This window comes from Amycolatopsis sp. lyj-23 (assembly GCF_046549135.1).
GTDB lineage: Bacteria > Actinomycetota > Actinomycetes > Mycobacteriales > Pseudonocardiaceae > Amycolatopsis.
Map to the genome: position 1 here is coordinate 202,729 of NZ_JAJPWN010000010.1, position 24,139 is coordinate 226,867.

At 73.0% G+C, this 24,139-nt stretch carries 27 protein-coding genes; 12 read left to right on the top strand and 15 right to left on the bottom strand.

Going from position 1 to position 24,139, the window contains the following annotated elements; translation table 11 throughout:
- The first annotated feature begins 65 nt into the window (after positions 1–65).
- The 4 genes from ACLJPY_RS25720 (at position 66) to ACLJPY_RS25735 (ending at position 4,308) form a co-directional block, all read left to right on the top strand.
- Complete coding sequence (locus tag ACLJPY_RS25720; RefSeq protein WP_410592150.1) at positions 66–965, top strand: phosphatase PAP2 family protein; 900 nt, start codon at positions 66–68, stop codon at positions 963–965.
- Positions 966–1,028: 63 nt separating this feature from the next.
- Entirely contained in the window at positions 1,029–2,399 is a 1,371-nt protein-coding gene (locus ACLJPY_RS25725) for a pyridoxal phosphate-dependent decarboxylase family protein (RefSeq protein ID WP_410592152.1), read from the top strand.
- A gap of 24 nt (positions 2,400–2,423) precedes the next feature.
- Positions 2,424–3,080, top strand: coding sequence for a GntR family transcriptional regulator (locus tag ACLJPY_RS25730; protein ID WP_410592154.1), 657 nt, complete (start codon positions 2,424–2,426; stop codon positions 3,078–3,080).
- A gap of 382 nt (positions 3,081–3,462) precedes the next feature.
- Complete coding sequence (locus tag ACLJPY_RS25735; protein ID WP_410592155.1) at positions 3,463–4,308, top strand: alpha/beta fold hydrolase; 846 nt, start codon at positions 3,463–3,465, stop codon at positions 4,306–4,308.
- Here the strand turns inward: ACLJPY_RS25735 and ACLJPY_RS25740 are convergent.
- The 3 genes from ACLJPY_RS25740 to ACLJPY_RS25750 form a co-directional block, all read right to left on the bottom strand.
- Positions 4,282–5,286 carry a pirin family protein gene (locus ACLJPY_RS25740; RefSeq protein ID WP_410592157.1) on the bottom strand — a complete coding sequence of 335 codons (1,005 nt, stop codon included), beginning with the start codon at positions 5,284–5,286 and terminating at the stop codon, positions 4,282–4,284. The two genes, ACLJPY_RS25735 and ACLJPY_RS25740, sit on opposite strands and share 27 nt — an antisense overlap.
- 209 nt (positions 5,287–5,495) lie before the next feature.
- A complete protein-coding gene (locus tag ACLJPY_RS25745; RefSeq protein ID WP_410592159.1) occupies positions 5,496–6,056 on the bottom strand; it encodes a phosphate uptake regulator PhoU in 561 nt (186 codons plus the stop codon).
- Positions 6,057–6,071: 15 nt separating this feature from the next.
- Entirely contained in the window at positions 6,072–6,209 is a 138-nt protein-coding gene (locus tag ACLJPY_RS25750; RefSeq protein ID WP_410592161.1) for a hypothetical protein, read from the bottom strand.
- Between the two features lie 123 nt (positions 6,210–6,332).
- Between ACLJPY_RS25750 and ACLJPY_RS25755 the strand changes: the two genes are divergently transcribed.
- Together ACLJPY_RS25755 and ACLJPY_RS25760 are read left to right on the top strand one after the other, a co-directional pair.
- Complete coding sequence (locus tag ACLJPY_RS25755) at positions 6,333–6,767, top strand: single-stranded DNA-binding protein (RefSeq protein ID WP_410592163.1); 435 nt, start codon at positions 6,333–6,335, stop codon at positions 6,765–6,767.
- 166 nt (positions 6,768–6,933) lie between these two features.
- A complete protein-coding gene (locus tag ACLJPY_RS25760) occupies positions 6,934–7,212 on the top strand; it encodes a hypothetical protein (RefSeq protein ID WP_410592165.1) in 279 nt (92 codons plus the stop codon).
- Between the two features lie 210 nt (positions 7,213–7,422).
- Here the strand turns inward: ACLJPY_RS25760 and ACLJPY_RS25765 are convergent, their stop codons facing one another.
- Positions 7,423–7,839 carry a zinc-ribbon domain-containing protein gene (locus ACLJPY_RS25765; protein WP_410592167.1) on the bottom strand — a complete coding sequence of 139 codons (417 nt, stop codon included), beginning with the start codon at positions 7,837–7,839 and terminating at the stop codon, positions 7,423–7,425.
- A 156-nt stretch (positions 7,840–7,995) separates the two neighbouring features.
- Here ACLJPY_RS25765 and ACLJPY_RS25770 point away from each other — a divergent pair, with 156 nt between their 5' ends.
- Positions 7,996–8,421: a nitroreductase/quinone reductase family protein gene (locus ACLJPY_RS25770; protein WP_410592169.1), complete on the top strand. Its 426-nt coding sequence runs from the start codon at positions 7,996–7,998 to the stop codon at positions 8,419–8,421.
- Between the two features lies 1 nt (position 8,422).
- On the opposite strand, the gene ACLJPY_RS25775 is transcribed toward ACLJPY_RS25770, so the two are convergent.
- From ACLJPY_RS25775 to ACLJPY_RS25795, 5 genes are all read right to left on the bottom strand, one after another.
- A complete protein-coding gene (locus ACLJPY_RS25775) occupies positions 8,423–10,543 on the bottom strand; it encodes a transglycosylase domain-containing protein (protein WP_410592171.1) in 2,121 nt (706 codons plus the stop codon).
- Positions 10,544–10,579: 36 nt separating this feature from the next.
- The gene (locus ACLJPY_RS25780) at positions 10,580–11,401 is read right to left on the bottom strand and encodes an ABC transporter permease (RefSeq protein ID WP_410592173.1); all 822 of its coding nucleotides are present in this window, start codon (positions 11,399–11,401) and stop codon (positions 10,580–10,582) included.
- Positions 11,361–12,167 (bottom strand): ABC transporter ATP-binding protein, encoded by an 807-nt coding sequence (locus ACLJPY_RS25785; RefSeq protein ID WP_410592175.1) that lies wholly within the window; start codon positions 12,165–12,167, stop codon positions 11,361–11,363. The genes ACLJPY_RS25780 and ACLJPY_RS25785 overlap by 41 nt, the downstream gene beginning before the upstream one ends.
- Positions 12,164–12,604 (bottom strand): MarR family winged helix-turn-helix transcriptional regulator, encoded by a 441-nt coding sequence (locus tag ACLJPY_RS25790; protein WP_410592177.1) that lies wholly within the window; start codon positions 12,602–12,604, stop codon positions 12,164–12,166. Before ACLJPY_RS25790 ends, ACLJPY_RS25785 begins: the two co-directional genes overlap by 4 nt.
- A gap of 70 nt (positions 12,605–12,674) precedes the next feature.
- A complete protein-coding gene (locus tag ACLJPY_RS25795; protein ID WP_410592179.1) occupies positions 12,675–12,998 on the bottom strand; it encodes an ArsR/SmtB family transcription factor in 324 nt (107 codons plus the stop codon).
- 83 nt (positions 12,999–13,081) lie between these two features.
- Between ACLJPY_RS25795 and ACLJPY_RS25800 the strand changes: the two genes are divergently transcribed.
- The 5 genes from ACLJPY_RS25800 (at position 13,082) to ACLJPY_RS25820 (ending at position 16,859) form a co-directional block, all read left to right on the top strand.
- The gene (locus ACLJPY_RS25800) at positions 13,082–14,071 is read left to right on the top strand and encodes a zinc-dependent alcohol dehydrogenase family protein (RefSeq protein WP_410592181.1); all 990 of its coding nucleotides are present in this window, start codon (positions 13,082–13,084) and stop codon (positions 14,069–14,071) included.
- Positions 14,072–14,289: 218 nt separating this feature from the next.
- The gene (pspAB, locus tag ACLJPY_RS25805; RefSeq protein WP_410592183.1) at positions 14,290–14,844 is read left to right on the top strand and encodes a PspA-associated protein PspAB; all 555 of its coding nucleotides are present in this window, start codon (positions 14,290–14,292) and stop codon (positions 14,842–14,844) included.
- A 100-nt stretch (positions 14,845–14,944) separates the two neighbouring features.
- Positions 14,945–15,352: a VOC family protein gene (locus ACLJPY_RS25810; RefSeq protein WP_410592184.1), complete on the top strand. Its 408-nt coding sequence runs from the start codon at positions 14,945–14,947 to the stop codon at positions 15,350–15,352.
- A gap of 81 nt (positions 15,353–15,433) precedes the next feature.
- Positions 15,434–16,060, top strand: coding sequence for a hypothetical protein (locus ACLJPY_RS25815; protein WP_410592186.1), 627 nt, complete (start codon positions 15,434–15,436; stop codon positions 16,058–16,060).
- 109 nt (positions 16,061–16,169) lie between these two features.
- Positions 16,170–16,859 carry a GNAT family N-acetyltransferase gene (locus tag ACLJPY_RS25820; protein ID WP_410592188.1) on the top strand — a complete coding sequence of 230 codons (690 nt, stop codon included), beginning with the start codon at positions 16,170–16,172 and terminating at the stop codon, positions 16,857–16,859.
- Here the strand turns inward: ACLJPY_RS25820 and ACLJPY_RS25825 are convergent.
- The 6 genes from ACLJPY_RS25825 to ACLJPY_RS25850 all read right to left on the bottom strand — a co-directional run bounded on the left by ACLJPY_RS25825 (position 16,856) and on the right by ACLJPY_RS25850 (position 24,132).
- Positions 16,856–17,281, bottom strand: a complete 426-nt coding sequence (locus tag ACLJPY_RS25825; RefSeq protein ID WP_410592190.1) for a hypothetical protein — start codon at positions 17,279–17,281, stop codon at positions 16,856–16,858. The two genes, ACLJPY_RS25820 and ACLJPY_RS25825, sit on opposite strands and share 4 nt — an antisense overlap.
- A gap of 101 nt (positions 17,282–17,382) precedes the next feature.
- A complete protein-coding gene (locus ACLJPY_RS25830) occupies positions 17,383–18,660 on the bottom strand; it encodes a sensor histidine kinase (protein ID WP_410592192.1) in 1,278 nt (425 codons plus the stop codon).
- A gap of 266 nt (positions 18,661–18,926) precedes the next feature.
- A complete protein-coding gene (locus tag ACLJPY_RS25835) occupies positions 18,927–20,357 on the bottom strand; it encodes a carboxylesterase/lipase family protein (protein ID WP_410592194.1) in 1,431 nt (476 codons plus the stop codon).
- 202 nt (positions 20,358–20,559) lie between these two features.
- Positions 20,560–22,734 carry a xanthine dehydrogenase family protein molybdopterin-binding subunit gene (locus ACLJPY_RS25840; RefSeq protein WP_410592196.1) on the bottom strand — a complete coding sequence of 725 codons (2,175 nt, stop codon included), beginning with the start codon at positions 22,732–22,734 and terminating at the stop codon, positions 20,560–20,562.
- Positions 22,731–23,693 (bottom strand): FAD binding domain-containing protein, encoded by a 963-nt coding sequence (locus ACLJPY_RS25845; protein WP_410592198.1) that lies wholly within the window; start codon positions 23,691–23,693, stop codon positions 22,731–22,733. The genes ACLJPY_RS25840 and ACLJPY_RS25845 overlap by 4 nt, the downstream gene beginning before the upstream one ends.
- Positions 23,680–24,132, bottom strand: a complete 453-nt coding sequence (locus tag ACLJPY_RS25850; RefSeq protein WP_410592200.1) for a (2Fe-2S)-binding protein — start codon at positions 24,130–24,132, stop codon at positions 23,680–23,682. Before ACLJPY_RS25850 ends, ACLJPY_RS25845 begins: the two co-directional genes overlap by 14 nt.
- Between the last annotated feature and the right edge of the window lie 7 nt (positions 24,133–24,139).

A 24,139-nucleotide genomic window follows, 5' to 3' on the forward strand; every position in this document is an offset into this window, starting at 1 on the left:
TCTTGTAGCGAAACCATGACATCGTCCTGACGGGATCCCGAAACGCGCGTCCCAGACTCGGGGACATGGCAGTGATCCTTTCCGACGCACCCTCCGCGGCCCGCCCGGACGGCCCCGCGCCCGTGACCCGGGCGGCGTCCCGCACGGCGGTGCTGGCGGCGGGCGCGGCCGGGTTCGCTTTCGCGTTCGTCGCGGCCTACCTGCTCTTCGTGCGCACCGAAGCCGGCCGCGGTGTGGAGAACGGCGTCGTCCGCAGCGCCCAGTCCGCGGGGACGACGGTGGACTGGGCGGCTCCGCTGCGGGAGGCCGACCTGGTGGTGCTGCTCGGCGGCGTCGCGGTCCTGATCGTGGTGATCTCCCTGGCGCGGCGACGGCTCGCCCTCGGCCTGATGGCGCTGGTGCTGCTGGCCGCGCCGCTGGTGGTGGCGCAGCTGCTCAAGCTGTACGTCCTGGACCGCCCGAGCACCGGCGACCGCTTCGGCGTGGCGAGCCACAACAGCTTCCCGAGCGGGCACGTCAGCGCGGCGATGGCCGTGCTCGTGGCGCTCGCGATCGTCCTGCCCCGCCGGTTCCGGCTGATGGTCCTGGTGACCGGCGGCGCCGGCGTCGCCTGGGTCTCGGCGGCGGCGGTGGCACTGGGCTGGCACCGGTTGAGCGACACCGTCGGCGGCTGCCTGCTGGTCGCCGCGGTCACCTGCGCCGGGGCGGCGGTGGTGTCCGCCCGCCGCCCCGACGGTGACCGGGTGCCGCCGGTCCCGGTGCTGACCGGCTTGCTGGCCCCGCCGGCCGTCGTCCTGGCCGGCTACGCGGTCTTGGCGACGGCGACGTCGGGCGCCGCCCAGTTCGTGGCGGCGCTGGTGCTCGCGGCGCTTTCGGCGATGGCGGTGGTGCTGCTGCTGGCGGGACCGCTGCGGCGGGTGGCGTTCGACCCGGCCGAGACGCGCGTCCGCCGCCTCCGGCGGTGACCGGGCCAGTTTCGGCGGATTGGCCCGCGACAGCGGACGCCGCTCGCGCTTAGCGTCGGCAAGATGGACCCGAGGCTCGCCGAAGACCTGCACTCACTGCCCGATCTCCTCGCCGCCGCAAGCAAAGCCGCGGCCGAGGCACTCGCCGGGCTGGCCGACCGCGCGGCCGCTGTCCCACCCGAGGCCGTGGCGCCGGCGCCCCTGCCGGCCGAAGGCGCGGGGGCGCGGGGCGCGCTGGAGGAGTTCGCGCGGCGCTGGGAACCCGGCTTCGCCGCGAGCGCCGGTCCGCGGTACCTCGGGTTCGTCACCGGGGGCGCCACCCCGGCCGCGCTGGCCGGGGACTGGCTCACCGCCGCCCACGACCAGAACCCCGCCAGCGGGCTGGATTCCTCCGCGCAGGACCTGGAACGCGAGACCGTCGGCTGGCTGGCCACGCTGTTCGGGCTGGGCCCGGAGTTCTCCGGCGCGTTCGTCACCGGCGCCACGATGTCCACGGTGACCGGGCTGGCCATCGCCCGCGAATGGCTCGGCGAGCGGGCCGGCGTGTCGGTCTCGGCCGAAGGCGCCGCCGCGCTCGGGCCGGTCACCGTGCTGTCCGGTTCGCCGCACTCGAGCGTCCTGAAAGCGTTGTCGCTGCTGGGAATGGGCCGTTCGGCATTGCGGAAGGTGCCGGTGCTGCCGGGCCGTGAAGCGGTCGACGTCGCGAAGCTCGCCGAAGCGCTCGAGACGCTCGACGGCCCGGCCGTCGTCGTCGCGAACGCGGGGACGGTCAACACCGTCGACTTCGACGACCTGCGCGCGATCGCCGAGCTCAAGCAGCGGTACGGCTTCTGGCTGCACGTCGACGCCGCGTTCGGCGGGTTCGCGGCGCTGGCGCCGGAGCACGCGGCGCTCACCGCGGGCCTCGACCAGGCCGATTCGGTGGTCGTCGACCTGCACAAGTGGCTCAACGTGCCCTACGACTCGGCCGTCCAGTTCACCCGCCGCCGCGACCTGCAGCTGCGCGTGTTCAGCAACAACGCCGCCTACCTCGGCGAGATCGGCGAGACACCGGATTTCCTGCACCTCACGCCGGAGAACTCCCGGCGGCTGCGCGCGTTGCCGGCGTGGTTCTCGCTCGTGGCGTACGGCCGCGCCGGGCACCGCGAAATCGTCGAGCGCTGCGTCGCGCTGGCCCGGGACCTGGGCGCGCGGATCGACGCCTCGCCGGACTGGCAGCTCCTGGCGCCGGTGCGGCTCAACGTCGTCTGCTTCGCCCCGGCGGGGGAGTCCGACGTCGACTCGCTCGTGCGCGCCATCGCCGAGGAGGGGACCACGTTCTTGACGCCGACGGTGTACGAAGGCCGCCCGGCGCTGCGCGCGGCCTTCAGCAACTGGCGGACCACGAAAGCCGACGTCGACCGCATCTTCGCCGTGCTGGAGCGCCTCGCCTGACCGCGGCTTGGCTATCGTTCCTCCATGATTCCCGCGGGAAAACCGGCCACGAAGTCGCAGCTGGCTTACGAGACGATCAAGGCCAGGATCCTCGACGGCCGGTACGGACCCGGCTACCGGCTGGTGCTCGACCAGATCGGCCGCGAGCTCGAAGTCAGCGCGGTGCCCGTGCGCGAGGCCCTGCGCCGGCTGGAGGCCGAAGAGCTGATCGAGTTCGAGCGCAACGTCGGCGCCCGGGTGGTGGCCGTCGACCCGGTGGCGTACCGGCACGCGATGCAGACGGTGGCGATCGTCGAGGGCGCGGCCACCGGTCTCGCCGCACCGCTGCTGACGGCGGAAGCGCTGGGCCGGGCCCGCGAACTCAACGAACGCCTGCGCCGCAGCCTCGCCGAGTTCGACCCGGTGGCGTTCACGGCGTTGAACGCGGAGTTCCACGAGGTGCTGTTCGGCGCGTGCCCCAACCCGAACCTGGTCGACCTGGTCCACCGCTGCTGGACGCGCCTGGCCGCGGTCCGCGACAGCACGTTCAGCTCGGTTCCGGGCCGCGCCCCCCAGTCGGTCGAGGAGCACGACCGCCTGCTGGCACTGATCGAAGGCGGCGCGGAGCCGGAGGAGGTCGAGCGGTTCGCCCGAGAACATCGGTTGGCGACGCTGGAGGCTTACCTGGCCCGGAAGGGGTGAGCTGGGGGCGCCGGGTTGGCGGCTGATCTCGCGTGGGGCCGGGCGTTGGGTTGGCGGGGTTGAGGGCTGATCCGGCGCGGGAGCGGTGTGCCGGGCGTTGGGTTGGCGAGGTTGGTGGCTTGTCCGGCGCGGGAGCGGTGAGGTGGAAGGCGGCACTTTCACGTGAAAGTGCCGCCCCCGGGTGGTCGGGTCGGTGCGTTGGAGGCACACCTCGCCGGGGGAGCGGTGAGCCGGAGCACATCGGGTTGGCGTTGCGGGGAGTCGATCTCGTGCGGGAGCCGGGAGGCGTCGGGATCGGCGATGTCGTGGGTTGCCCGGCGCGGGGTTCGGTAACGGGAATCGCCGTCTTGTCCCGCCGCCCGGCGGGTGCCAGGGTCGGCGGGTGCCGATCTTCTCCGCGCCGGACGGAACCGCGCTCGCCTGCCACCTCTCGGGTTCCGGCGCCGAGCCACCGGTGGTGTGCCTGCCCGGCGGCCCGATGCGGGCCGGCGGCTACCTCGGCGACCTCGGCGGGGTGAGCGCCCGGCGCCGCCTGGCCGTGCTGGACCTGCGGGGCACCGGGGACTCCGAGCCGCCCGCCGACCCCGCCACCTACCGCTGCGACCGCCAGGTCGAGGACGTCGAGGCACTGCGCAAGCACCTCGGTCTCGAGCGGTTCGACCTGCTCGGGCACTCCGCCGGGGCGAGCCTGGCCGTCCGGTACGCGGCCCGGTACCCGCAGCGCCTGAGCCGGCTGGCGCTGATCGCGCCGAGCCCGCGGGCCGTCGGCTTCGACGTCCCGTCCGGCGAGCGACGGCGGATCATGGCCCGGCGGACCGGCGAGCCCTGGTTCGCCGCCGCGGCCGCCGCCTACGAGGCGATCGCCGCCAAGAAGGCGACCCGAGCCGACTGGGCCGCCTTCGCGCCGCTGTACTACGGCCGCTGGGACGCGGCGGCCCGCCGGCACCAGGCCGGCGAACCCGGCCAGCGCAACGGCACGGCCGCCCGCATCTACAACTCGGCCGGAGCTTTCGAACCGGAGGCGACGCGTGCCGCGCTCGGCGCCGTCACCGCCTCGGTGCTGGTGCTGGCCGGCGAGCTGGACTGGATCGCGAGCCCGACCGTCGCCGCCCGTTTCGCCGCGTTGTTCCCGGACGCCGAAGCCGTCGTGCTGCCCGGCGCCGTGCACTACCCGTGGCTGGACGACGCGCCCGCGTTCGTCTCAGCCGTGGGCGGCTTCCTGGCTTGACGCCGGGTTGCGGCGCGGCTTGATGCGCACCGCGGGCAGCGCGGGAGCCGGCAGGCGCTCGCCCGGGTACCCGGTGACGCTGCCGAACTGCTCCGACCCGGCTTCCCACGCCTCCCGGAACGCGGCGATCTCTTCGTGGGTGCGCCCGACGAAGTTCCACCACATCAGGATTTCTTCCTCGAACGGCGTGCCGCCCAGCAGCAGGAACCGGGCCGGATCGACGCCGCGGTTGCTCAGGGTCAGGGAGCGCACGCCGGTGCCGACGTACCCCAGCTCCGCCGCCCGGACGTGGGTGCCGGCCACGAAGACGTCACCGGTGTCGACGAGGACGCCGTGCTCGAAGCCGGGATCGACACCGAGCGACATGTGCGCGTCCGGGCCCAGCACGACTTCCGCGCCCAGCAGCGGGCTGAACGTCGGGATCGGGGAGGTCCGGCCGGCCAGCGAGCCGAGGAACACGCGGATTTCCGCGCCTTCGATGCGGTTTACCGAAGGGACGTAGTGGTCGAAGGCCCGCGCGGTGTGCCGGTGCCGTTCGGGCAGGGCGATCCAGAGCTGCACGCCGTGCAGCGTCTTCGTGGCGGCGGTCGAGACCTCGGAGTGGCAGATGCCGTGCCCGCCGGTCATGAGGTTCAGTTCGCCGGGCCGCACCATGGCGTGCGTGCCGAGGCTGTCCCGGTGCTCGATCTCCCCGGAGAAGAGCCAGCTGACGGTCTGCAACCCGGTGTGCGGATGCGGCGCGACGTCCATCGCCCCGGGCCCGGCGACCTCGTCGGGACCGTAGTGGTCGGCGAAGCACCAGGCCCCGATCAGCGACCGCGACCGCTGCGGAAGGGTCCGCCGCACCCGCATGGCCCGCGGACCGCCGAGCGGAACCTCCCGAGGAGCGAGAACCTCGACACCCGGCCGCTCCGGATCGACGACGGCGGCCCGATCACCACAGGCGAGTTCGGCGGGAGAGGCCTCGGTGTTGCTCATGCCCGCCACGGTAGTCGCGATCCGGAAGGGGCGTGGGTGGGCGGGGTCACGGCGGAGGTACGTCGTTCGGACGAGTCTCGCAGCGGTCCGATCCGGCCCTACTTGGCATTTCGGTGCTCAGGGACCCTGATTCGCGAAGCTTCGGCTCGGCAGCCGGTCAGCCGCCGATTCACCCGACGCACCGGTCCGAGTCGCGAAGCTTCGGCTCGTCAGCCACCCAGCCCGGCAGCCCAGCGCCTCCCGCGACCCGAGCCGCCAAGCGCCGACCGGCAGCCCACCAGCGAACCCACCCGGCCAACGCACCCCGGCCGCCAACTCCCCACCGCCGCAAACCCGGCCGCCCGCCACCCGATCCGCCCCGCCAACGCCACGAACCGCCCGTAAACCGCACCCCGCAGCGCGACATCGACCGCAACACCGGCCCCGCGCGCCCACTCACCCCCGGACGCCCACTCCCGCACCTCCCGCCCGGCGGCCTCGGCGAGAGCCACCGCGTCACCGAGCGCCGCACCGTCCCCGCCCACCAGCAGCGCGCGCAGAGCCCGCGCGGTCGCGACCGCCTGCCCGCCCAGCCGTTCCAGCGCGGCCCGCACCTCCGCCGGCACGGGCCTCCGCGCCGAAGCCACCTCCCGCGCAAGACCACCCATCCGAGTGAGATCCGCGGCGGTGTGCACGGCGGCGACGACCACCTCCACGTCCGCCTCCCGCGGGGTGTGCAGGGCCGGCAGCGCGCACGCCTGGTCCTCGCACGCGGCCCCGGGCGCGGCCACCGCGGCGGCCTCCTCCTACGCACGTCCGCCCAGCGTGTGGTCACTTTCCAGCACCGAACGCGTGGCCTCTTCGAGCGCGACCGCGGCGAGGTCGGCGAGGTCCGCGAGCCGGTGGGCGAGCGTGACCAGTTCCCGTTGGAACGCCGTCGGCATGGCGGGAGGAAACACCCCGGCCGGGTGTCGGCACCTCGTCGCCCGGTCCGGAACTGTCGGACCCCCGTGCTCTCCTCATCGGCGACAGCGGTGCACCCCGCACCCGGCTGGAAGGAGAGACCGATGGCAGGCGAAACAACGCTCACGGTGGTCGGCAACCTCACGGGCGACCCGGAACTGCGCTTCACCCCGGGCGGTTCGGCGGTCGCGAACTTCACGGTCGCGAGCACCCCGCGGGTGTTCGACCGCGAATCCGGCGCCTGGCGCGACGGTGACGCGATGTTCCTGCGCTGCAGTTTGTGGCGCCAGTACGCGGAAAACGTCGCGGAGTCGCTCGCGCGCGGCACCCGCGTGGTCGTCCACGGCCGGCTGAGACAGCGGTCGTACGACACGAAGGAGGGCGAGAGACGCACGGTGACGGAGCTGGACGTCGAGGAGATCGGCCCGAGCCTGCGGTACGCGACGGCCAAGGTGGCCAAGCTCAGCCGCGCGGCGGGAGGTGAGGGCAGCAGCTCCTGGACACCGGAACCGGTGGCGGCGGGCGATCCGCCGTTCTGATCCCGTCCGCTCGCGGTTCGCCTCCGAACACGTCAACGGGGATTCGACCCGTGCTGGATCGCCCGAGGCGACGATGAGGAGACGCTCCGGCCGGACCTGCTGTCGAAATCCCGCCCACCGAATCGACGCAGGGGCAGCGGCCGAACCACGAGCGGGAGGGACCGACATGAACGGGAACGAGAACACCGGTTCACCGGCGGTCAACCACCGGATGCGGGCCATGCTCCGGGCCGTCGGCGCGGGCCGCGCCCGGGTGTCCTGCAGCAGCGAGCCGGACTTGTTCATCGACGGCCTGTCGTGCGGCGACCAGTTCGCGGCCCACGCGCTGGCCCACCAGGGCCTGATCCGCGCGGCCTGCCCGGGGCGCCCCGGTGAGCTGGTCCCGGCGGTCCTGACGCCCGAAGGCCGCGCCCTCATCGCCCCCGACGAGAGATCGGCCGCCTGACCCGGCGACCGGCGTTGTTTGACAACTCAACAGTGAAGCACTGCCACCGCCGGAGCCGGACGCGGCCCGTGCGCGCCCGAGGCGAACGCTTCGGCGACGGCGCGGTCATGGTGCGCGGGTTAAGGGCGCGCGGCCGCCGCAGTGCCCGGGCGGCGGACAGGGCCGCCGGCGGTCCGGACCACTCGCTGAACCGCCGGCGACAGCCCGTGCCTAGTGACCCTGCTGCGGGAACTGCTGCTGACCCTGCTGCGGCAGCTGCCCCGGCTGCGGGAAGCCCTGCGGCTGCGACGGGTGCTGCGGGTACCCCTGCTGCGGGAACCCGCCCTGCGGCGCACCGCCCTGCGACGGGTGCGGCGGGTACCCCGGCGCGGCCTGCTGCGAGCCCTGCCCCTGCTCCTCCTGGGCCTGCAGCCGGAGCGCGTCCTCCTTCGGGATGCGGTTCTCGATCCCGCAGAACGTGCACTGCGCCGTGTACTTGACGCTGATCGGGAACAGCGGGATGAAGAACAGCGTGAACTTCGTGACCGCCTTGCGCACCGCGTGCGAAGCAGGGTTGCCGCACCGGCCGCACAAGAACGTCGTCATCGCCAGCACGTAGATGCGTGTACGCCAGCCCCAGATCAGCATCGGTTCTCTCTCTTTCGGTTCTTCCTTCGCCCGGCAGCCTCGCACACCGTGACCCGCGGCCGGGGCGGTTTCGGCGATCTCGTCCGGACCGGAAACCGACGAAACGGATATCCGGCCCGTTCGCGGCGGCCGCGTCCGCCGGACTAGATTGGGATCATGCCGAGCGACTTCGCCCTGAAGACGATGAATGCCGTGCACCGCGGCCTGATCAAGCTGACGGGTGGGCGGGTGGGCTGGCAGGTCGCCATGCCCGTCCTGGAGCTCACCACCATCGGCCGCAAGAGCGGGCAGCCCCGGTCGGTGCTGCTGACTTCGCCCTACCAGGAGGGCGAGACGCTCGTGGTCGTCGCTTCGCGCGGCGGCGACGACACGCACCCCGCGTGGTTCCTCAACCTGCGCGACCAGCCCGAGGTCGAGGTGTCGCTGAAGGGCGGCCCGAAGCGGCCGATGCGGGCCCGGGTTGCCAGTGCCGAAGAGCGCGCGCGGCTGTGGCCGAAGATCACCGCCGACTTCAAGAACTACGCGCAGTACCAGACGAAGACCGAGCGCGAGATCCCGCTCGTCTTCCTCGAACCGCGGTAGGTCACGACCGCGCCTGGAGGTAGCCCGGATCGGCGGCGGGGATCGGCTGGTCGGGCACTCCGGCCAGAAGCCGGCTCATGGCGTGGAAGTACGGCGGCGCGGCGACCGTGCCGCCGAACGCGCCGTGGCCGCAGTTGCCGAGGTGCACCGGCGTGCCCGGGCAGATCTCCCGCGGGTGCGGTCCGTCGGCGAACACCATGGACGACACCGCATAACCGTCGACGCCTCCGACGAAGGCGACCGATTCGCTCAGCTGCGTCGTGCCCGTCTTGCCGATGTCCGGGCGGGTCCAGCCGGCCGCGCGGGCCGCTTCGGCGGACGTGCCGCTCGTGGTGTCCTTGCTCAGCCCCGCTTCCAGCGTGTCCGCCACGCCCTGGGGGATGACCCGTTCGCACGCCTGCTGGGGAACGGGAACGGCGTTGCCGTTCCGGTCGGTCACCGACAGGATCGGGTTCGGCGGGCACCACACGCCGCCGCTCATCAGCGTCGCCGAGACGTTGGCCATCTCCAGCGGGCTGACCGGGCTGTTGCCGAGGGTGAACGACAGCAGGTTCTCGAAGTACTGCGACTGCGGCTCGCGGTACTGCGGGTTGCCCGACTTCGGGTCCGGCGTGCGGCCGGCGTCGTTGGTCGCCAGGGTGTTCCGCAGGCCCAGCTTGGACGCCATGTCGAGCACGGCGGGCATCCCGACCTGGTTCTCCAGCCCGACGAACGCGACGTTCGGCGACGTCGCCAGGCCGTCGGCGAGGGTGATCGGGTCCGCGTAGTGACCGTCGTTGTGCACGGTGTAGCAGGGCGTGTGCGCGTCGGCGTCCGGCGGCGTGAAGCACTGGCTGTCCGGGTTGGGCAGGGGCGTGTCGAGGCCCGCCTTGCCGGTGACGAGCGCCGCGGCCGAGGTGAAGATCTTGAACGACGAGCCCGCGCCGAACTCGTTGCTCGCGTCGGCGACGATGTCGGTCGACGTCTCACCCTTCGCCGGATCGGTGCCGTAGTTGCGGTTGGCGACCATGGCGAGCACCTGGTGCCCGTCCTGACCGGGCTGGACGACGGCGAAGGTGTTGGCCACGCCGTCCTGGGTGGTCGGCACGTTGGCGTCGACGGCGTCCTTGGTCACCTGCGAGTCGCGCGGGTCGAGCGTGGTCTTGATCGTGTACCCGCCGGTGGCCAGCCGGTCGGCGGTGAACCCGGCGTGCACCAGGTAGCTTTCGGCGTAGGCGCAGAAGAACCCGGCGTCCGGCGCCGCGCCCAGGCACGTGGCAGACGGCGTGACCGGGCCGTTCGGCAGCACGCCGAGCGGAGCTGCCTTCGCCGTCGCCGCGTACGAGGCCGGGATGGAACCGTTGCTCACCATGTCGTCGATGACGAGGTTCCGGCGCTGCAGCGCTTTGTCCGGGTGGGTGTACGGGTTGTAGACGCTGGGGTTGTTCACCATTCCGGCGAGCAGCGCGGCCTGCGGCACCGTCAGTTTGTCCGGCGTCGTCCCGAAATACGCTTTCGCCGCCGCGCCCACCCCGTACACGGTTCCGCTGAATTCGACCACATTCAGGTAGTTGGCCAGGATGTCGTCCTTGCTCATGGTGGCGTTGAGCTGGACGGCCATCTTCGCTTCGCGCAGCTTGCGGGCGAGGGAATCCTCCCGGTCGGCCTGCTGGGCCGCGGGGTCGTTCCGGTCCACGACGTTGATCAGGTAGTTCTTGACTTCTTGCTGGGTGATCGTCGACGCGCCCTGCAGGGCACCGCCGGTGCTGTCGTTGACCGCCGCGCGCAGCATCCCCTGCATGTCGACGCCGCCTTCGGTGTAGAACCGGCGGTCCTCGACCGCGATGATCGCGGCCTTCACCGTGGTGGCGATCCCGGCGGCCGTGACCGGCAGCCGGTACTGCGCGTACAGGGTGGCGATCGGGGTGCCGTCGCGGTCGGTCACCGTGGTCACCAGCGGTGGATCGGCCGCGGCGAGCTGGGCGGAAATGGCGTCCACCGAATCGCTGACCTGATTCGAAAGCAGGCCCGCGCCGATGGCGGCGGGCGCCATCGTCCCGGCCACCAGAATTCCGGCGAGCAGGCACAACCCGGCAAAAGGGACCACGCCCCGACGACGTTTCACGATTCCGAGATTAGGCATCCGGCGATAAAGCTTCCGTTCGCTGAGACATGTGCCTCACCGGGCCAACCGGCCGAGAAGGGCCGACGCGACCGAAACGGCCACGGCCGTCGCCGCGGCCAGCACGGCGAAGTCGACCCCGAGGTGGGCGGGCGTCCCGATCAGCAGCCCGCGCAGGGCGTCCACCTGGTAGCTCAGCGGGTTGACGTGGCTGAGCACCTTCAGCCACGACGGCATCAGGTCGACCGGGTACAGCGCGTTCGAACCGAAGAACAGCGGCATGGTGATGGCCTGCCCGATGCCCATCAGCCGTTCCCGCGACAGCACGATCCCGGCGATCACGATGGACAGGCAGCAGAAGAACGCCGAACCGAGCACGAGCACGACGGCCATCGCGAGCAGCTTCACCGGGTTCGCGGTCAGCCCGACGCCGAGCACCGCGGCCAGGATCAGCACCATCAGCGCCTGGACGAGCGCGCGCACCCCGGCCGCGAACGCCTTCCCCGCGACGAGGGCCGCGCGCGGGGTCGGGGTCACCAGGAGCTTGGCGAGCACACCGGCATCGCGCTCCCAGATGATCTGGATGCCGTAGAAGATCGCGATGAACAACGCCGACTGGGCCAGGATGCCCGGCGCCAGGAAGTCGAGGTACGGCGTCGAGCCGGTCGGGATCGCGCGCAGCCGGGTGAAGGTCTCGCCGAAGATCAGCAGCCACAGCGCGGGCTGGATCGCCCTGGTGAGCAGCTCCGTCTGGTCGCGGCGCAGTTTCTGCAGCTCCACCAGGCACATCGCGCCGACGCGGGCGCCGAGCACGCGCAGCCGGCGCAGCAGGCCCTCCTCAGCCGAGACGGCGGGCGGTACGGCGAGTGGCACGGACACCGCGGATCCCTCCTTCTTCGCTCGTCAGGCCGTTCCCGGTGACGGCCCGGAACACGTCGTCCAAAGTGGACTTCGGGCCGAGGTCGCTCTCCAGCTCGGCCGGGGTGCCCAACGCGCGGATCCGGCCGGCGTGCATCAGGGCGACGCGGTCGCAGTACTGCTCGGCCTCGTCCATGTAGTGGGTCGTGACGAGCACGGTCATGCCGGTGGCCTCGCGGATCGAGCCGATGCGGTCCCAGACCGACGACCGCGCGACCGGGTCGAGGCCGATCGTCGGCTCGTCGAGGATGAGCAGCCGGGGCGAGCTGACCAGGGCCTGGGCGAGTTCGAGCCGGCGGATCATGCCTCCGGAGTAGGTCTTGGCCGTGCGGTCGGCGTCGTCGGCCAGCCCGACCAGGTCCAGGGCCTGCCGGACCTGGTCGGCCCGGCCGCGGCGGGGCACGTCGAAGAGCCGCGCGAACAACGCGACGTTTTCGCGGCCGGTCAGTGCGCCGTCGGCGGACAGCTGCTGCGGGACGTACCCGATCAGCCGTCGCACGGCCATCCGGCGGCGGGCGACGTCGACGCCGAAGACGGTGATCCGGGCCGGGGTGGTCGGCAGCAGTGTGGTGATCATCCGGAGGGTGGTCGTCTTGCCGGCGCCGTTCGGGCCGAGCAGGCCGAACACCTCGCCGGGGTGGATTTCGAGGTCCACGCCGTCCACCGCGCGGGTCGCGCCGAACGAGTGGCTCAGGCCGGTGCAGCGCACCGCCGCGGGTTCGGTCATGCCTGCTCCTTCAGGAGGGCGGTGAGTTTCTCGAGCACGGGCAACGCTTGCTCGATGGTCGCGGTGTCCTCTTCGGACAGTGTCGCGAGCGCGTCGGCCACCAGCCCGGTGCGGGCCCGGCGCCAGGCCGCCATCCGGTCCGCGGCCGCGGCGGTCACCGTCAGCCGGGCCGCGCGCCGGTCGGCGGGGTCGGCTTCGCGGTGCAACAGCCCGGCGTCGGCGAGCTGGTTGACCAGCGTGCTGACGGAGTTGTTCGCCAGGTGCAGTTCGCGCGCGGCCGCGGCGACGCCGATGCCGGGGTGGTCGGCCACGACGCGCAGGAGCTCGACCTGGGCGCCGGGCAAAGGCGGACCCGGCAGGCCGACGCGGACCCGGCGGCGCAGCACCCGGCGGATTCCCTGGACGGTGCCCAGCAGCCGGTCGGCGAGTTCGGTCATGCCGCCGAAGGTAGCTCTGCCCCAGAGCCTTTAGCAACGCTAAATGTCTGGTTGGCGAGAAACGGGCGGATCAGCCGCGCGCGGCTTCGGCGAGGGCCAAGTCGAGCAGGCCCGGGAAGCGCCGGTCGAACTCCTCGCGGCGCAGGGCGTTCAGCCGCTGCGTGCCGCTGTCCCACTGCCGGAGCAGTCCGGCCGCGCGCAGGATCTTGAAGTGCCGGGACGCCGCCGGTTTGCTGACCGGCGGCATGATCGCCCCGCACGGCCGGCCGGGTTCGCGGGCGAGCGCGGCGACCATGGCCAGCCGGTGCGGGTCACGCAGTGCCTCCAGGGCTTCGGCGAAGGAGACGTCGTCGAGGTCCGGGTGGTCCAGGGGGGTCGCGGTGCGGCTGGCCATGGTCCGAGTATCCCCGGTTGCCCGCGGGCGAGCGGCTGTGCCATGGTCGATGTTAGCCAATCGGTTAACATCAAGGAGTTGCGGTGCGCGTCTACCGTCCCCAATCCGGCCGCCTGGTCCAGCGCGAGGAGCCGGTGCCCCGGCCGCGGCACGGCGAGGTGCTCGTGCGGGTGCGGGCCGTGTCGCTGAACTACCGCGACCTGCTCATCCTGAACGGTGAGCACTTCGGCTCCGGAGCGGGCGCCCTGGTCCCGGTTTCGGACGCCGCCGGTGAGGTCGCGGCGATCGGCGAGGGGGTCACGCGCTTCGCCGAGGGCGACCGGGTGATCAACGCCTTCCACGCGGACTGGATCGCCGGCCGGATGCCCGGCACGCTGGTGGGCTACGGCAACGGCCAGGACGGCTGGCTCGCGGAATACCGCGCTGTCCGGGAGCACGCACTGGTCGCCCTGCCGGACTCGCTGACCTTCGAGCAGGGCTCGACCTTGCCGTGTGCCGCGGTGACGGCGTGGACGTCGCTGGACGGTCTGCGTCCGGGCGACGTCGTGCTGACCCTCGGCACCGGCGGCGTCTCCCTGTTCGCCGTGCAGCTGGCGAAGGCGCGCGGGGCCCGGGTCGTCGCGACGACCTCGAGCCCGGAGAAGGCGGCGAAGCTGAGCGGGCTCGGTGCGGACACGGTGATCGACTACGTCGCGACGCCGGACTGGGGCAAGGCGGTGCTCGACGCCACCGGCGGACGGGGTGCGAACCGGATCGTCGAGGTCGGCGGCCCCGGCACGTTCGCGCAGTCCCTGGTCGCCGCCGGGACGCACCACGCCGAAATCGCGCTCGTCGGGTTCGTCGGCCGCAGCGGGCCCGCGGTCGACTTCATGGACCTGTTCCGCAGCGGCGCGACCGTGCGGAAGATCTGGGTCGGCAGCCGCGCGGACACCGAAGACCTCCTCCGGTGGCTCGACGTGTGGCCGATCGAGCCCGTCATCGACAGCGTTCACCCGTTCGAGGACGCCGGAGCGGCCTTCCGGCGCTTCGAGCAGCGGGAGAACTTCGGCAAGGTCGTGATCGCCACCGCGTGAGGCGAGGGGTACCGCTGATCGGCGGAACGTACCGGAGCGACCGTTCGGCGGCGGGCGGGTGCCGTTCGCCGCGCCGCGGTGGGTGTCGCGGTCCGGAACGCGCGCCGCGGGCGCATGCTGTCCTCTCCGGTCCCGCGTCCCCGCGCCTGACGTCCACAGTGGACACTGCCAGTGCGCCCGGTCCGGCGGCCTTCGCAATGAGGATAGGAACGTTCGTCGTGACCCTGCTGGACAGCAAGCTCGTCCGGTGCTGGACCTCCCGCCCGCACCTGCAGTCCCTCTACACCCTCGCCGCGGCCGCCCCGCGGGTGCGGGCCGCGCTCGGCCTCACGCCGACCGGCGGCGGCACGGTCGACTTCAAGATCGACGGGGACGCGCTGGCGCGCACCCGGGCGGAGCTGATCGCCGCGACGTCGGCGCGGCTGCCGGTGCACCCGCTGGTGACGCAGGACCTCCACGGCCGTTCGACGGTCCGGTGCTGGCGCCGCAACCGCGACCTGCGCGTGCTGACCGGCGACCTGGTCGACGTCGCCGACCGGCTGGCCAGGGCCGGCTACGGCGGCTCGCTGCGGTTCGCGACCGTCGAGTTCGCCGAGCCGGCCGGGCGTCGCGAGGGGAAGCTGGCGCTGGTCTACCTGTTCGACCGGGGCACGTTCCACACCGCGGCGCCGGGGGCCCGGCCGCTGGACCGGGCCCTGGAGCTGCGCGCCCGGGCCGCGCTGCACGGCTCGCTGCCGATGGAACCCGTCGCGCAGCGGCGGTTCGTGCTCTGAACCGGGCCGTCCGAACGGCCACGGCCCTGAAAATCCGCCGATTGGCGCAGCTCCCGGGCTCTGCGAGGATGCTGGTCTCGTCCGATCGAAGGAGATGGCCGTGGCTTCTCGCCTCAACCCGTACCTGAGCTTCCGCGACGACGCGCGGCAGGCCATGGAGTTCTACAAGGGTGTCTTCGGCGGCACGCTCACCCTGAACACGTTCGGGGAATCGGGTGCGCCCGAAGGCGCGGACGCGGACAAGATCATGCACGCCCAGCTGGAGGCCGAAAACGGCTTCACGCTGATGGCGTCGGACACCCCGGCCGGGATGGAGCACCACCCGGGCACGAACATCTCGGTGAGCCTCAGCGGGGACGACGCCGACGACCTGCGCGGCTACTGGGACAAGCTGAGCGAGGGCGGCACGGTGACGGTTCCGTTCGAAAAGCAGGTGTGGGGCGACGAATTCGGTGCCTGCGTCGACAAGTTCGGCATCCCGTGGATGGTCAACGTCGTGCAGGGCTGATCGCGAGCCGTTGCAGCCGGTGCCCTCGTCGGTGACGATGGGGGGACCGGCGTGGCGTGGCGCCGGGCCTAAGGAGGCCCGATGGCGGGTTTTCCCTGGACGTGCGCGCAGTGCGGCGCGGTCAACGACCCCGCGGCCGGGCGCTGCGGCACCTGCGGCGGCTTGGCACCGGGCCGGGCCCGCGCTCGGGCGTTGTGGGTCCTGCTGGCTCTGATGGTCGTCGCCGGCCTCGCGGTGGGCGGGGTCCTGCTGTTCGCCGGACGCCCCCGGCCCGCGCCGGCCGCGTCCGGGCCGTTCCCGCAGTACACGACGCCGGTGCTGCCGTCGACCAAGACCGTGGTCACGACCGCGAACGGCGTCACCCCGCCGGTCACGCCGTCCACGACGACGACGGCGGCGGACAAGCCGTGCCCGCCGGACGCGGCCCGCTACCTGCCGGGCGGCACCGGAACGGCGCTGCTCGTGGGGCAGACCGCGAAGTCCGTCGTCACGATCTGCCGCACCCCCGACGGGCGGATCTTCTACGACGGCCAGGCCCGCGGCCAGGCGGCCTCCGGTGACACCCACATCACGCTGCCCGCCGAGGCGTCCGGGGCCGGCTTCGTCGCGGTGAACGGCGACTACCGCTACCAGGTCGGCGGCGGCAGGCTGGTCGTGACGGCCGGGTCGGAGGTGCTCTCGGACGAGGAGCTGACCACGGTCGGCTGAGCGCCCGACAGCCCGTCGGCCGGCTCCACGCCGGACCTCGGAGGGCGGCTGGCGACCCAGGATGTGGGAGTGACCGCGGCTACCGCCCGGGTGTCCGCATGCTGGAGGCATGGCTTCTCCGCTGGACAACCCGACCTGGGCCTCGCTGGCCGGTCCGCACGCGCACTTCGCGGAGCGGCAGGGGCGCGTACTGCGCTACCCGGAGGACGTCGCGCCGTTCCTGGCCCTGCCCGACGACCCCGGCGAGCAGGACTGGCTGGACGTCGCCGAGCTCGCCGGACCGGGGGCGGTCGTCGTGCTCGCCGCGGCCACCGCCCGGCCGCCGGCCGGCTGGGAGGTGCTCGACGAGATCCCCGGCGTGCAGCTGGTCGACGAGGGGGTCGCGGCCGCGCCCGATCCGGAGGCCGTCCGGCTCGGCCCCGCGGACGTGCCCGAGATGCTGGACCTCGTCGAGCGGACGCGGCCGGGCCCGTTCCGGAAGCGGACCGTCGAGCTGGGCACGTACCTGGGCATCCGGCGCGACGGCGCGCTCGTCGCGATGGCGGGCGAGCGGCTGCACCCGCCCGGCTACACGGAGATCAGCGCGGTCTGCACGGACCCGGCCTACCGCGGGCAGGGGCTGGCGACGCGGCTGGTGCTCGCGGTGGCCGCGGGCATCCGCGAGCGCGGCGAAATCCCGATGATGCACGCGGCGGCGGGGAACACCTCCGCGATCCGCCTCTACCTCTCCCTGGGGTTCGCCCTGCGGCACCGGCCGGAGTTCGTGGCGGTCCGCGTCCCGCTGGCGGTCGGGGTCTAGGCACCGGTCGACGACCCGGGCCGGACGATCATCAGCACCGTCACCGCCGCCCACAGCAGGTTGAACACGCCGGTCAGCACGGCCAGCCGGCCGAGGGTGTCCGAAGTGGACTCCGCGGCCAGCAGGCGCCGCTGGCGCGGCAGGATCAGCAGGGCGAGCACGGCGGCCGCGACCGCCGTCAGGCCGATCGACGCGAGCAGCCACGGGTCGCCCATGACGTGCATCGTGCCGGCGACGCCGAAGCCGAACACCGGAACCGCGATGGCGGCGTAGGCGTAGACGCGGCAGATGCGGTGCAGCAGGGTCGCCGCCTTGACGTCGTCCCGCCGGACCGCGGCGGGGAACATGCTGGCCGCGACGGCGACCGGGCCCACGGCGAGGATCGCCGCCAGGACGTGGATCGAGAGCAGGATTTTCGACACGTGCCGAAGCTAGCGATCTTCGCGGGCGCGGGGGAGTGGCTGGATTGCCATGAACCGCCGGGATCCGGCCAACCGACGCCCGGGAGACGCCGTCGCCTGGCTCAGCCCGGCACCCACATGGTGACGCGGGTGCCGCGCCCCGGCTGCGAGTCCACCGTGCCGTGCCCGCCGACCTCGGCGAGCCGGGCCATGATGGACTGGCTGATGCCGAAGCCCGGCGGCCGGGCGCGGACGTCGAAGCCCTGGCCCTGGTCGCGGGCCACCACCGCGATGCCGCCGTCGCGTTCTTCCACGCGCAGCACGACCTGCTTGGTCCCCGAGTGCTTCACCGTGTTGCGCAGCGCCTCCCGGACCGCTTCGCACAACGCGGTGCGCCGGTCCTGGGAGACCTTGTGGTCGTCGGCGAAGTCCGCGGCGACGAGCTGGGTGCGCAGGCCGTCGCGCGCCAGGTCGGTGGCGACGTCGGCGAGTTCGACCGCGAAGCTCCGCGTCGGCCCGGTCGGCACCGGCTCGGTGATCCGGCGGCGCAGCTCGGCCGCTTCCGCCTTGGCGACCGAACGCAGCTCCGACAGCCGCGCGACGGCCTGGGCGTCGTCGCCGGGCGCCGAGATGGCCAACGCCTCGAGGGTCTGCAGCACGCTGTCGTGCATGATGCGCCGCGTCCGGTGGCGTTCGGCTTCGCGCCCGCGCCGCAGCCCGATGTCGACCGCGAACCGCGTGCCGACGCCGAGCAGGATGAGGATCGCCACGGCGAGCACGATCGCCACGGCCAGCGCCACCATGCAGCCGATCGACCGCGTCACGGCGAGCGGGTTGCTCAGCGGCAGGCCGCCGGCCAGCGTCAGCGCGGCCCGGAGCGGGACGGCCGCGGCGAACAGCCACAGTGCCGCGGGCAGCCCGGAGGTTCCGGCCCACATGGCGACCGAGCCGACGAGCCAGGTCCAGGACACGTCGACGGCGAACGGCTGCACCGAGGCGGGGGCGGTCATCGCCACCACGAGGTTGAGGGCCACGCCGAGCGAGAGGTCCAGCCCGAGGGCACGCCCGGTGAGCCGCGCCCGCAACCCGCCCGAACGCAGCACCCAGAGCACCGCGGCGGTGTTGACCACGACGGCGAACACGGTGGCGCCCAGCACCGGCCCGAGCCCGAGCACGCCGTTCGCCGCGGTGAACCCGATGAACACCTTGACGAACGCGGCGACCCGGTAGGCCAGCGGAACGACGACCCAGTAGCGCGAGGCGCGGGCGAGCGTCGCGTCCCCGACGGCGGTGAGGTCGCCGTTGTCGGGAACGGGCTCGGTGGGTTCCGCGGGTGTGCCGCTGCGCAGGAGCGTGCGAACTAAGGCGCGTGGCGGTGCGGCAGAGCCCGCCTCGGGCATCGGTGGTCCCCATTCATCCGGCCGTCCGGGCGGCCTGAGCCTGGCAGCGCGGCAGGCCGGTCGTCAACCGTCCGGGCCCGGAGCCAGCCCGCTGGAGCAAAGTCCTCGACCGGTTCGTGATCTACGCCCGGGCGGACCGGGTGCGGTCGCGCGGCGTGCGGAAGGTGCCTGGCCGCCCGGCGGCGATCACGCGGCGCGCGGCAGCCGAGCCGTGAGTGGGGCGGCCGGCGGTGCCTCGCGGCTCAGCCGGCCCGTGTCGCCCGCAGTCAGTACGCGTGGAACATCGTGTCCTCGCCGGTGTACTCCGCCCAGCCCGGGGCACCCGTGGTCGCGAAGCTGAGCCAGGCGCCGTTCAAGTCGGCGGCCAGCTCCTTCGGCGGGTTCTCGCCGAGCAGGCCCCGGGGGCCCGAGACCGCGTCCAGCGCGCCGAACACGAACGGCAGCTCCAGCCCGTGGCACGCGCCCAACCGGCCTTCGAGCAGGGGCGAGTCCCACTCGAACTCGTACCGGAACGTCCGGCCCTTGTGGTTCTCGGCCAGGTCGCGCACGCCGTCGCGGAAGACCAGGTCCGTCAGGGCCTCGACCAGGACCTCGCCCGCCGTCCGGCCGGAGCCGAGGCCGTACGCGTACAGCACGCCCGCCGGGTCCGGGTGCGACACCGCCAGGGAAGCCACCGCCTGGTCGTCGGTGACCGCTTCCAGCGCGCCCGTCGGCACCAGGTAGAGCCGCATCTCTTCGCTGCAGCTGCCCGCGATCAGGTCGACGTCGCGGCCCGCGCCCGCCTTGATCGCCGTGCTCGGGTGGTGCGGCAGGACGTCGTCGCCCACCACCGGGAGGAAGGGGCTCAACCCGTACCCGCGGTCGTAGCCCAGCGCGTCCCGCAGGTCGGGCGCGCCGCCCGGGCGCAGGACCGCGTCCTGCGCGTCGAGCAGCTGCTCGGTCGACACCTTGCGGAACGCCTCCGCGGTCGGTTCCGCCTTCAGCTCGTCGGCGACCACCTTGGCCAGCCGCCGGGCCTGGACGCCGTCGCGGACCATGTCCGGGTGTCCGCTTTGGACGATCGCGCGGCGGAAGAGCCCGGCCGAGAGCGGCGAGCCCAGCAGGCAGGCGACGCTGACGGCGCCGGACGCCGAGCCGAAGAGGGTGACGTTGGCCGGGTCGCCGCCGAACGCGGCGATGTTCTCCTGCACCCAGTGCAGGGCCGCGAGCTGGTCGCGCAGGCCGAGGTTGCTCGCCCCGCCGTCCAGCGGCAGGAACCCGTCGATGCCGAGCCGGTACTGCACGGTCACCAGCACCGCGCCGGCGCGGGCGAACGCCGTGCCGTCGTGGACCGCGGCGGACGCGGCGCCGCCGAGGAACGCGCCGCCGTGCACGAACACCAGCACCGGTAGCGCCGCGCCACCCGGCTGCGGCGTCCACACGTCCACCGTCAGGTACTCCGGCCCCGGTCGCCAGCCGGTGCCGGTGAAGGGGGTCAGGTCGAGGCCCGGCACGTCGTGACGGCGTTGCGGCGCCGTCGGCCCGGGTCTCCGCGTGTCGCGGACGCCCTCCCACGGCTGCGCGGGGACGGGCTCGGCGAAGCGCAGTTCGCCTTCGGGCGCGGCGGCGTAGGGGATAGCGCGGAAGAGCGCCACGCCGGCGGGGGTGATCTGACCGCGGACCGCGCCGGACGTGGTGGGGACGACGGGGTCGGTCATGCGGGAGGTCCCTTCGTGGACTGTCGGGGGAAGCGCCCGTCAGCCTAGGACCGCGGACGGGCCGCCGTCATGGGCGTTCCGTCTCCCGCGTTGTCGCGGATGGATAACGGCGTCCGGCCCGGATCGGCCAAGCGGACGAAGACGCCGTGAATTTCCGGTGCGGGATGGGGAAGGACGCCCGGAGACGCCCTTCCCCACGCCGTCAGCCTTCGAGGAGGTCCTCGATGGTGATCGGGATGTGCCGGACCCGGATGCCGGTGGCGTTGTACACGGCGTTGGCGATCGCCGCGGCCATGCCGACCGTGCCGATCTCGCCGAGGCCCCGGGCGCCCACCGCGTTGTGCAGGGTGTCCGGGTACTCGACGAAGTGGACGTCGACCTCCGGGATGTCGGCGTTGACCGGCAGCAGGTAGCTCGCGAAGTCGCCGTTGGCGAGCCGGCCGTTCGCCTCGATTTCGAGACCTTCGTGCAGCGCCGCCGAAACACCCCAGATCATGCCGCCCATGATCTGGCTGCGCGCGGCCTTGTCGTTGATGATCCGGCCCGCGTCGAACACCCCGAGCAGCCGGGACACCCGCGCCTCCCGGGTCCACTTGTGCACCCGGACCTCGCAGAACTGGGCGCCCCACGAGGCGAACGAGTGCTTGGTCATCTCCTCTCCGGGTGCCGACGTGCCGGTCACCGCGAGCGATTCGCGGCCCACGGCCCGCAGCAGCTCGCCGAAGGTCATGGAATCGCCGTCGGCGAAGACGCGGCCGTCGGCGTAGGTGACCTGGCGTCCTTCGAACGGCGCGCCCGGATCGGCGGCGAGTGCGGTCAGTTCGTCGATCGCCTTGGTCGCCGCGAGCATGATCGCCGTGCCCGCGCTCGCCGTCGCGGTCGAGCCGCCGGACATGCCGCCCGGCGGGAGGGCCGAATCGCCGAGGCGCGGCACGATCCGGTCCGCCGGGATGTCCAGCGATTCCGCGCCCACCAGGGAGAGCACGGTCAGCAGGCCGGTGCCGGGGTCGGCGCCGCTCGTCGCGACGACGGCGGTGTCGTCCGCCCGCAGGGTGACGCCGACGGTCGCCGGGAACCGCAGGGCGGGGAACACCGCGGTGGCCACGCCCATACCGACGAGCCAGTCGCCGTCGGTGCGGCTGCCCGCCGGGCGGTGCGCCCAGCCGAAGCGGTCCGCGCCGATCCGGAAGCACTCGTCGAGGTGCTTGCTCGACCACTGCAGGTCGTGCCCGGGCGGGGCGGTCGAGTTGTTGCGGGCGCGCAGCTCGATCGGGTCCATGCCCAGCTTGACGGCGAGCTCGTCGATCGCGCTCTCCAGCGCGAACGACCCGGGCGCCTCGCCGGGGGCGCGCATGAACGTCGTCGGCGGGACGTTCAGCGGCACGATCTTCTGCGTGATGGACAGGTTCTTCGTGGCGTACCACTCGCGCGAGGTGCCGTGCGACGTCGGCTCGACGAACGAGCGCGCGGTGTCGGTGTGGCACCACGAGTCGTGCCGCAGAGCGGTCAGCGTGCCGTCCGGTTCGGCGCCGATCGCGAGCTTCTGGACCGTCGCGGCCCGGCCGGCGGTGGCGGTGAAGACCTGTTCGCGGGTCAGCGCGGCCTTCACCGGCCGGCCCAGCGCCCGGGCCGCCGCGGCGGCGAGGAACGCCGGCGTGGACGTCCGCCCCTTGCCGCCGAACGCGCCGCCGACGAACGGGTTGACGGCGTGGACGGCGTCCGGCGCCAGCTCGAACGCCATGGCCAGTTCGGCCGCCTGCATGTGGGTGGCCTGGTTCCCGCTGTACATGGTCAGCTCGCCGTCGTCCCACACCGCGACCGCGGAGTGCGGTTCCATCGCGGCGTGGTTCTGCGTCGCGGTCGTGTAGGTCGCCTCGACGACCACCGGGCTCGCGGCGAGGGCGGCTTCGATCGATTCGACGCCGTCTTCGAGCACCTCGATCTCCGGCGGAGACTCGTCGAAGCCCGGTGACGCGGGTTCCGCGGTGTCGAGGCCTTCGGCGAGCGAGGTCCGGGCCGGCCGCGTGCGGTAGGCGACTTCGACCAGCCCCGCGGCGTCGCGGGCCTGCTCGAAGGTCTCCGCGACCACGAAGCCGATCGGCTGGCCGTAGTAGGTGACTTCCTTGTCCTGCAGCGGAACCCAGGTGTCGCCGAAGATCGGCAGGCTGGGCGTGCGCAGCGGCAGTGAGTCGAACGGCGTGTACACCCCGAGCACGCCGGGCGCGTCCTTCGCCGCGGCGACGTCCATCGCCTCGACCTCGCCGTGGGCGATGGTGCTGAGCACGATGTAGCCGTAGACCAGGCCGGGGAAGGTGTGGTCGGCGCCGTACTTGGCCTGGCCGGTGACCTTCAGCGGCGCGTCGAGCCGGGTGATCATCGGGAACTCCCCTCGGTCAGTTCGAGCAGCGCCCGGACGATGGTCCGCTGCAGCAGTGGCACCTTGAACGCGTTGGCGGACAACGGCCGCGCGCCGTCGGCGGCCACGGCCGCGGCCGCCTCGAAGGTGGCCTGGGTCGCCGGCGCGCCCCGCAGCGCCTCTTCGACGCCCGGCAGCCGCCAGGGCACCGTCCCGACGCCACCGGCCGCGACCCGGGCGTCCGCGACGATCCCGTCCTGCACGTCCAGCGCGACGGCGGCGGAGCACAGCGCGAACTCGTAGGACTGCCGGTCGCGCACCTTGACGTAGGTCGAGTTCGCGGCCCAGTCCAGCCGGGGCACGACGACCTCGGTGATCAGTTCGCCGGGGCGCAGGTCGTTCTCCAGCGCGGGCGTGTCGCCGGGCAGCTGGTAGAAGTCGCGCAGCGCGACTTCGCGGGTGCCTTCGGCGCCGGCCAGCTTCACGCGGGCGTCGAGCGCGACGAAGGCGACGGCGACGTCACTGGCATGCGTCGCCACGCACGAATCGCTGGTGCCGAGGATCGCGTGCATCCGGTTCGCGCCGTCGATCGCGGAGCAGCCGCTGCCGGGCTCGCGCTTGTTGCACGGCATCGCGACGTCGCGGAAGTACGAGCAGCGGGTGCGCTGCAGCAGGTTCCCGCCGATGCTCGCCATGTTCCGGAGCTGCTGCGACGCGCTCAGCAGCAGGGCGCGCGAGATCGCCGGGTACACCTGCGGGTGCGCGGCGATGGCGCTCATCCGCTCCAGCGCGCCGAAGCGCAGGCCGTCGCTCGTGTCGATGCCGCGCAGCGGGACCTGGTTGATGTCCAGGACGTGTTCCGGCGTGAGGACGTCGAGCTTCATGAGGTCGACGAGGGTCGTGCCGCCGGCCAGGAACGTGCCCGGCGTCGCGAGGGCGGCTTCGACGGTGGTCGGTGCGCTCAGTTCAAAGGGACGCATCGGCCCGCCTCGCCTGCTCGACGGCCTTGACGATGTTCGGGTAGGCCGCGCACCGGCAGAGGTTGCCGGACATGAACTCCCGCACGTCCTCGACGTCCTGTTCGACGGCGGCGACCGCCGACATGATCTGCCCGGCGGTGCAGAACCCGCACTGCAGGGCGTCCTGGTCGACGAACGCCTGCTGCACCGGGTGCAGACGGTCCTCAGTGGACAGTCCTTCGACGGTCGTCACGGGCTGCTTGACGGTGGCGGCCAGGGTGAGGCACGAGAGCACGGGCCGGCCGCCGACGTGCACGGTGCAGGCGCCGCACTGCCCGCGGTCGCAGCCCTTCTTCGGGCCGGTGACATCGAGGCGCTCGCGCAGCGCGTCGAGGAGCGTGACGCCGGGTTCGACGTCCAGGTGTTCGGTTCTGCCGTTGACTTCGAGTGAGATGTCCACTGGTCTC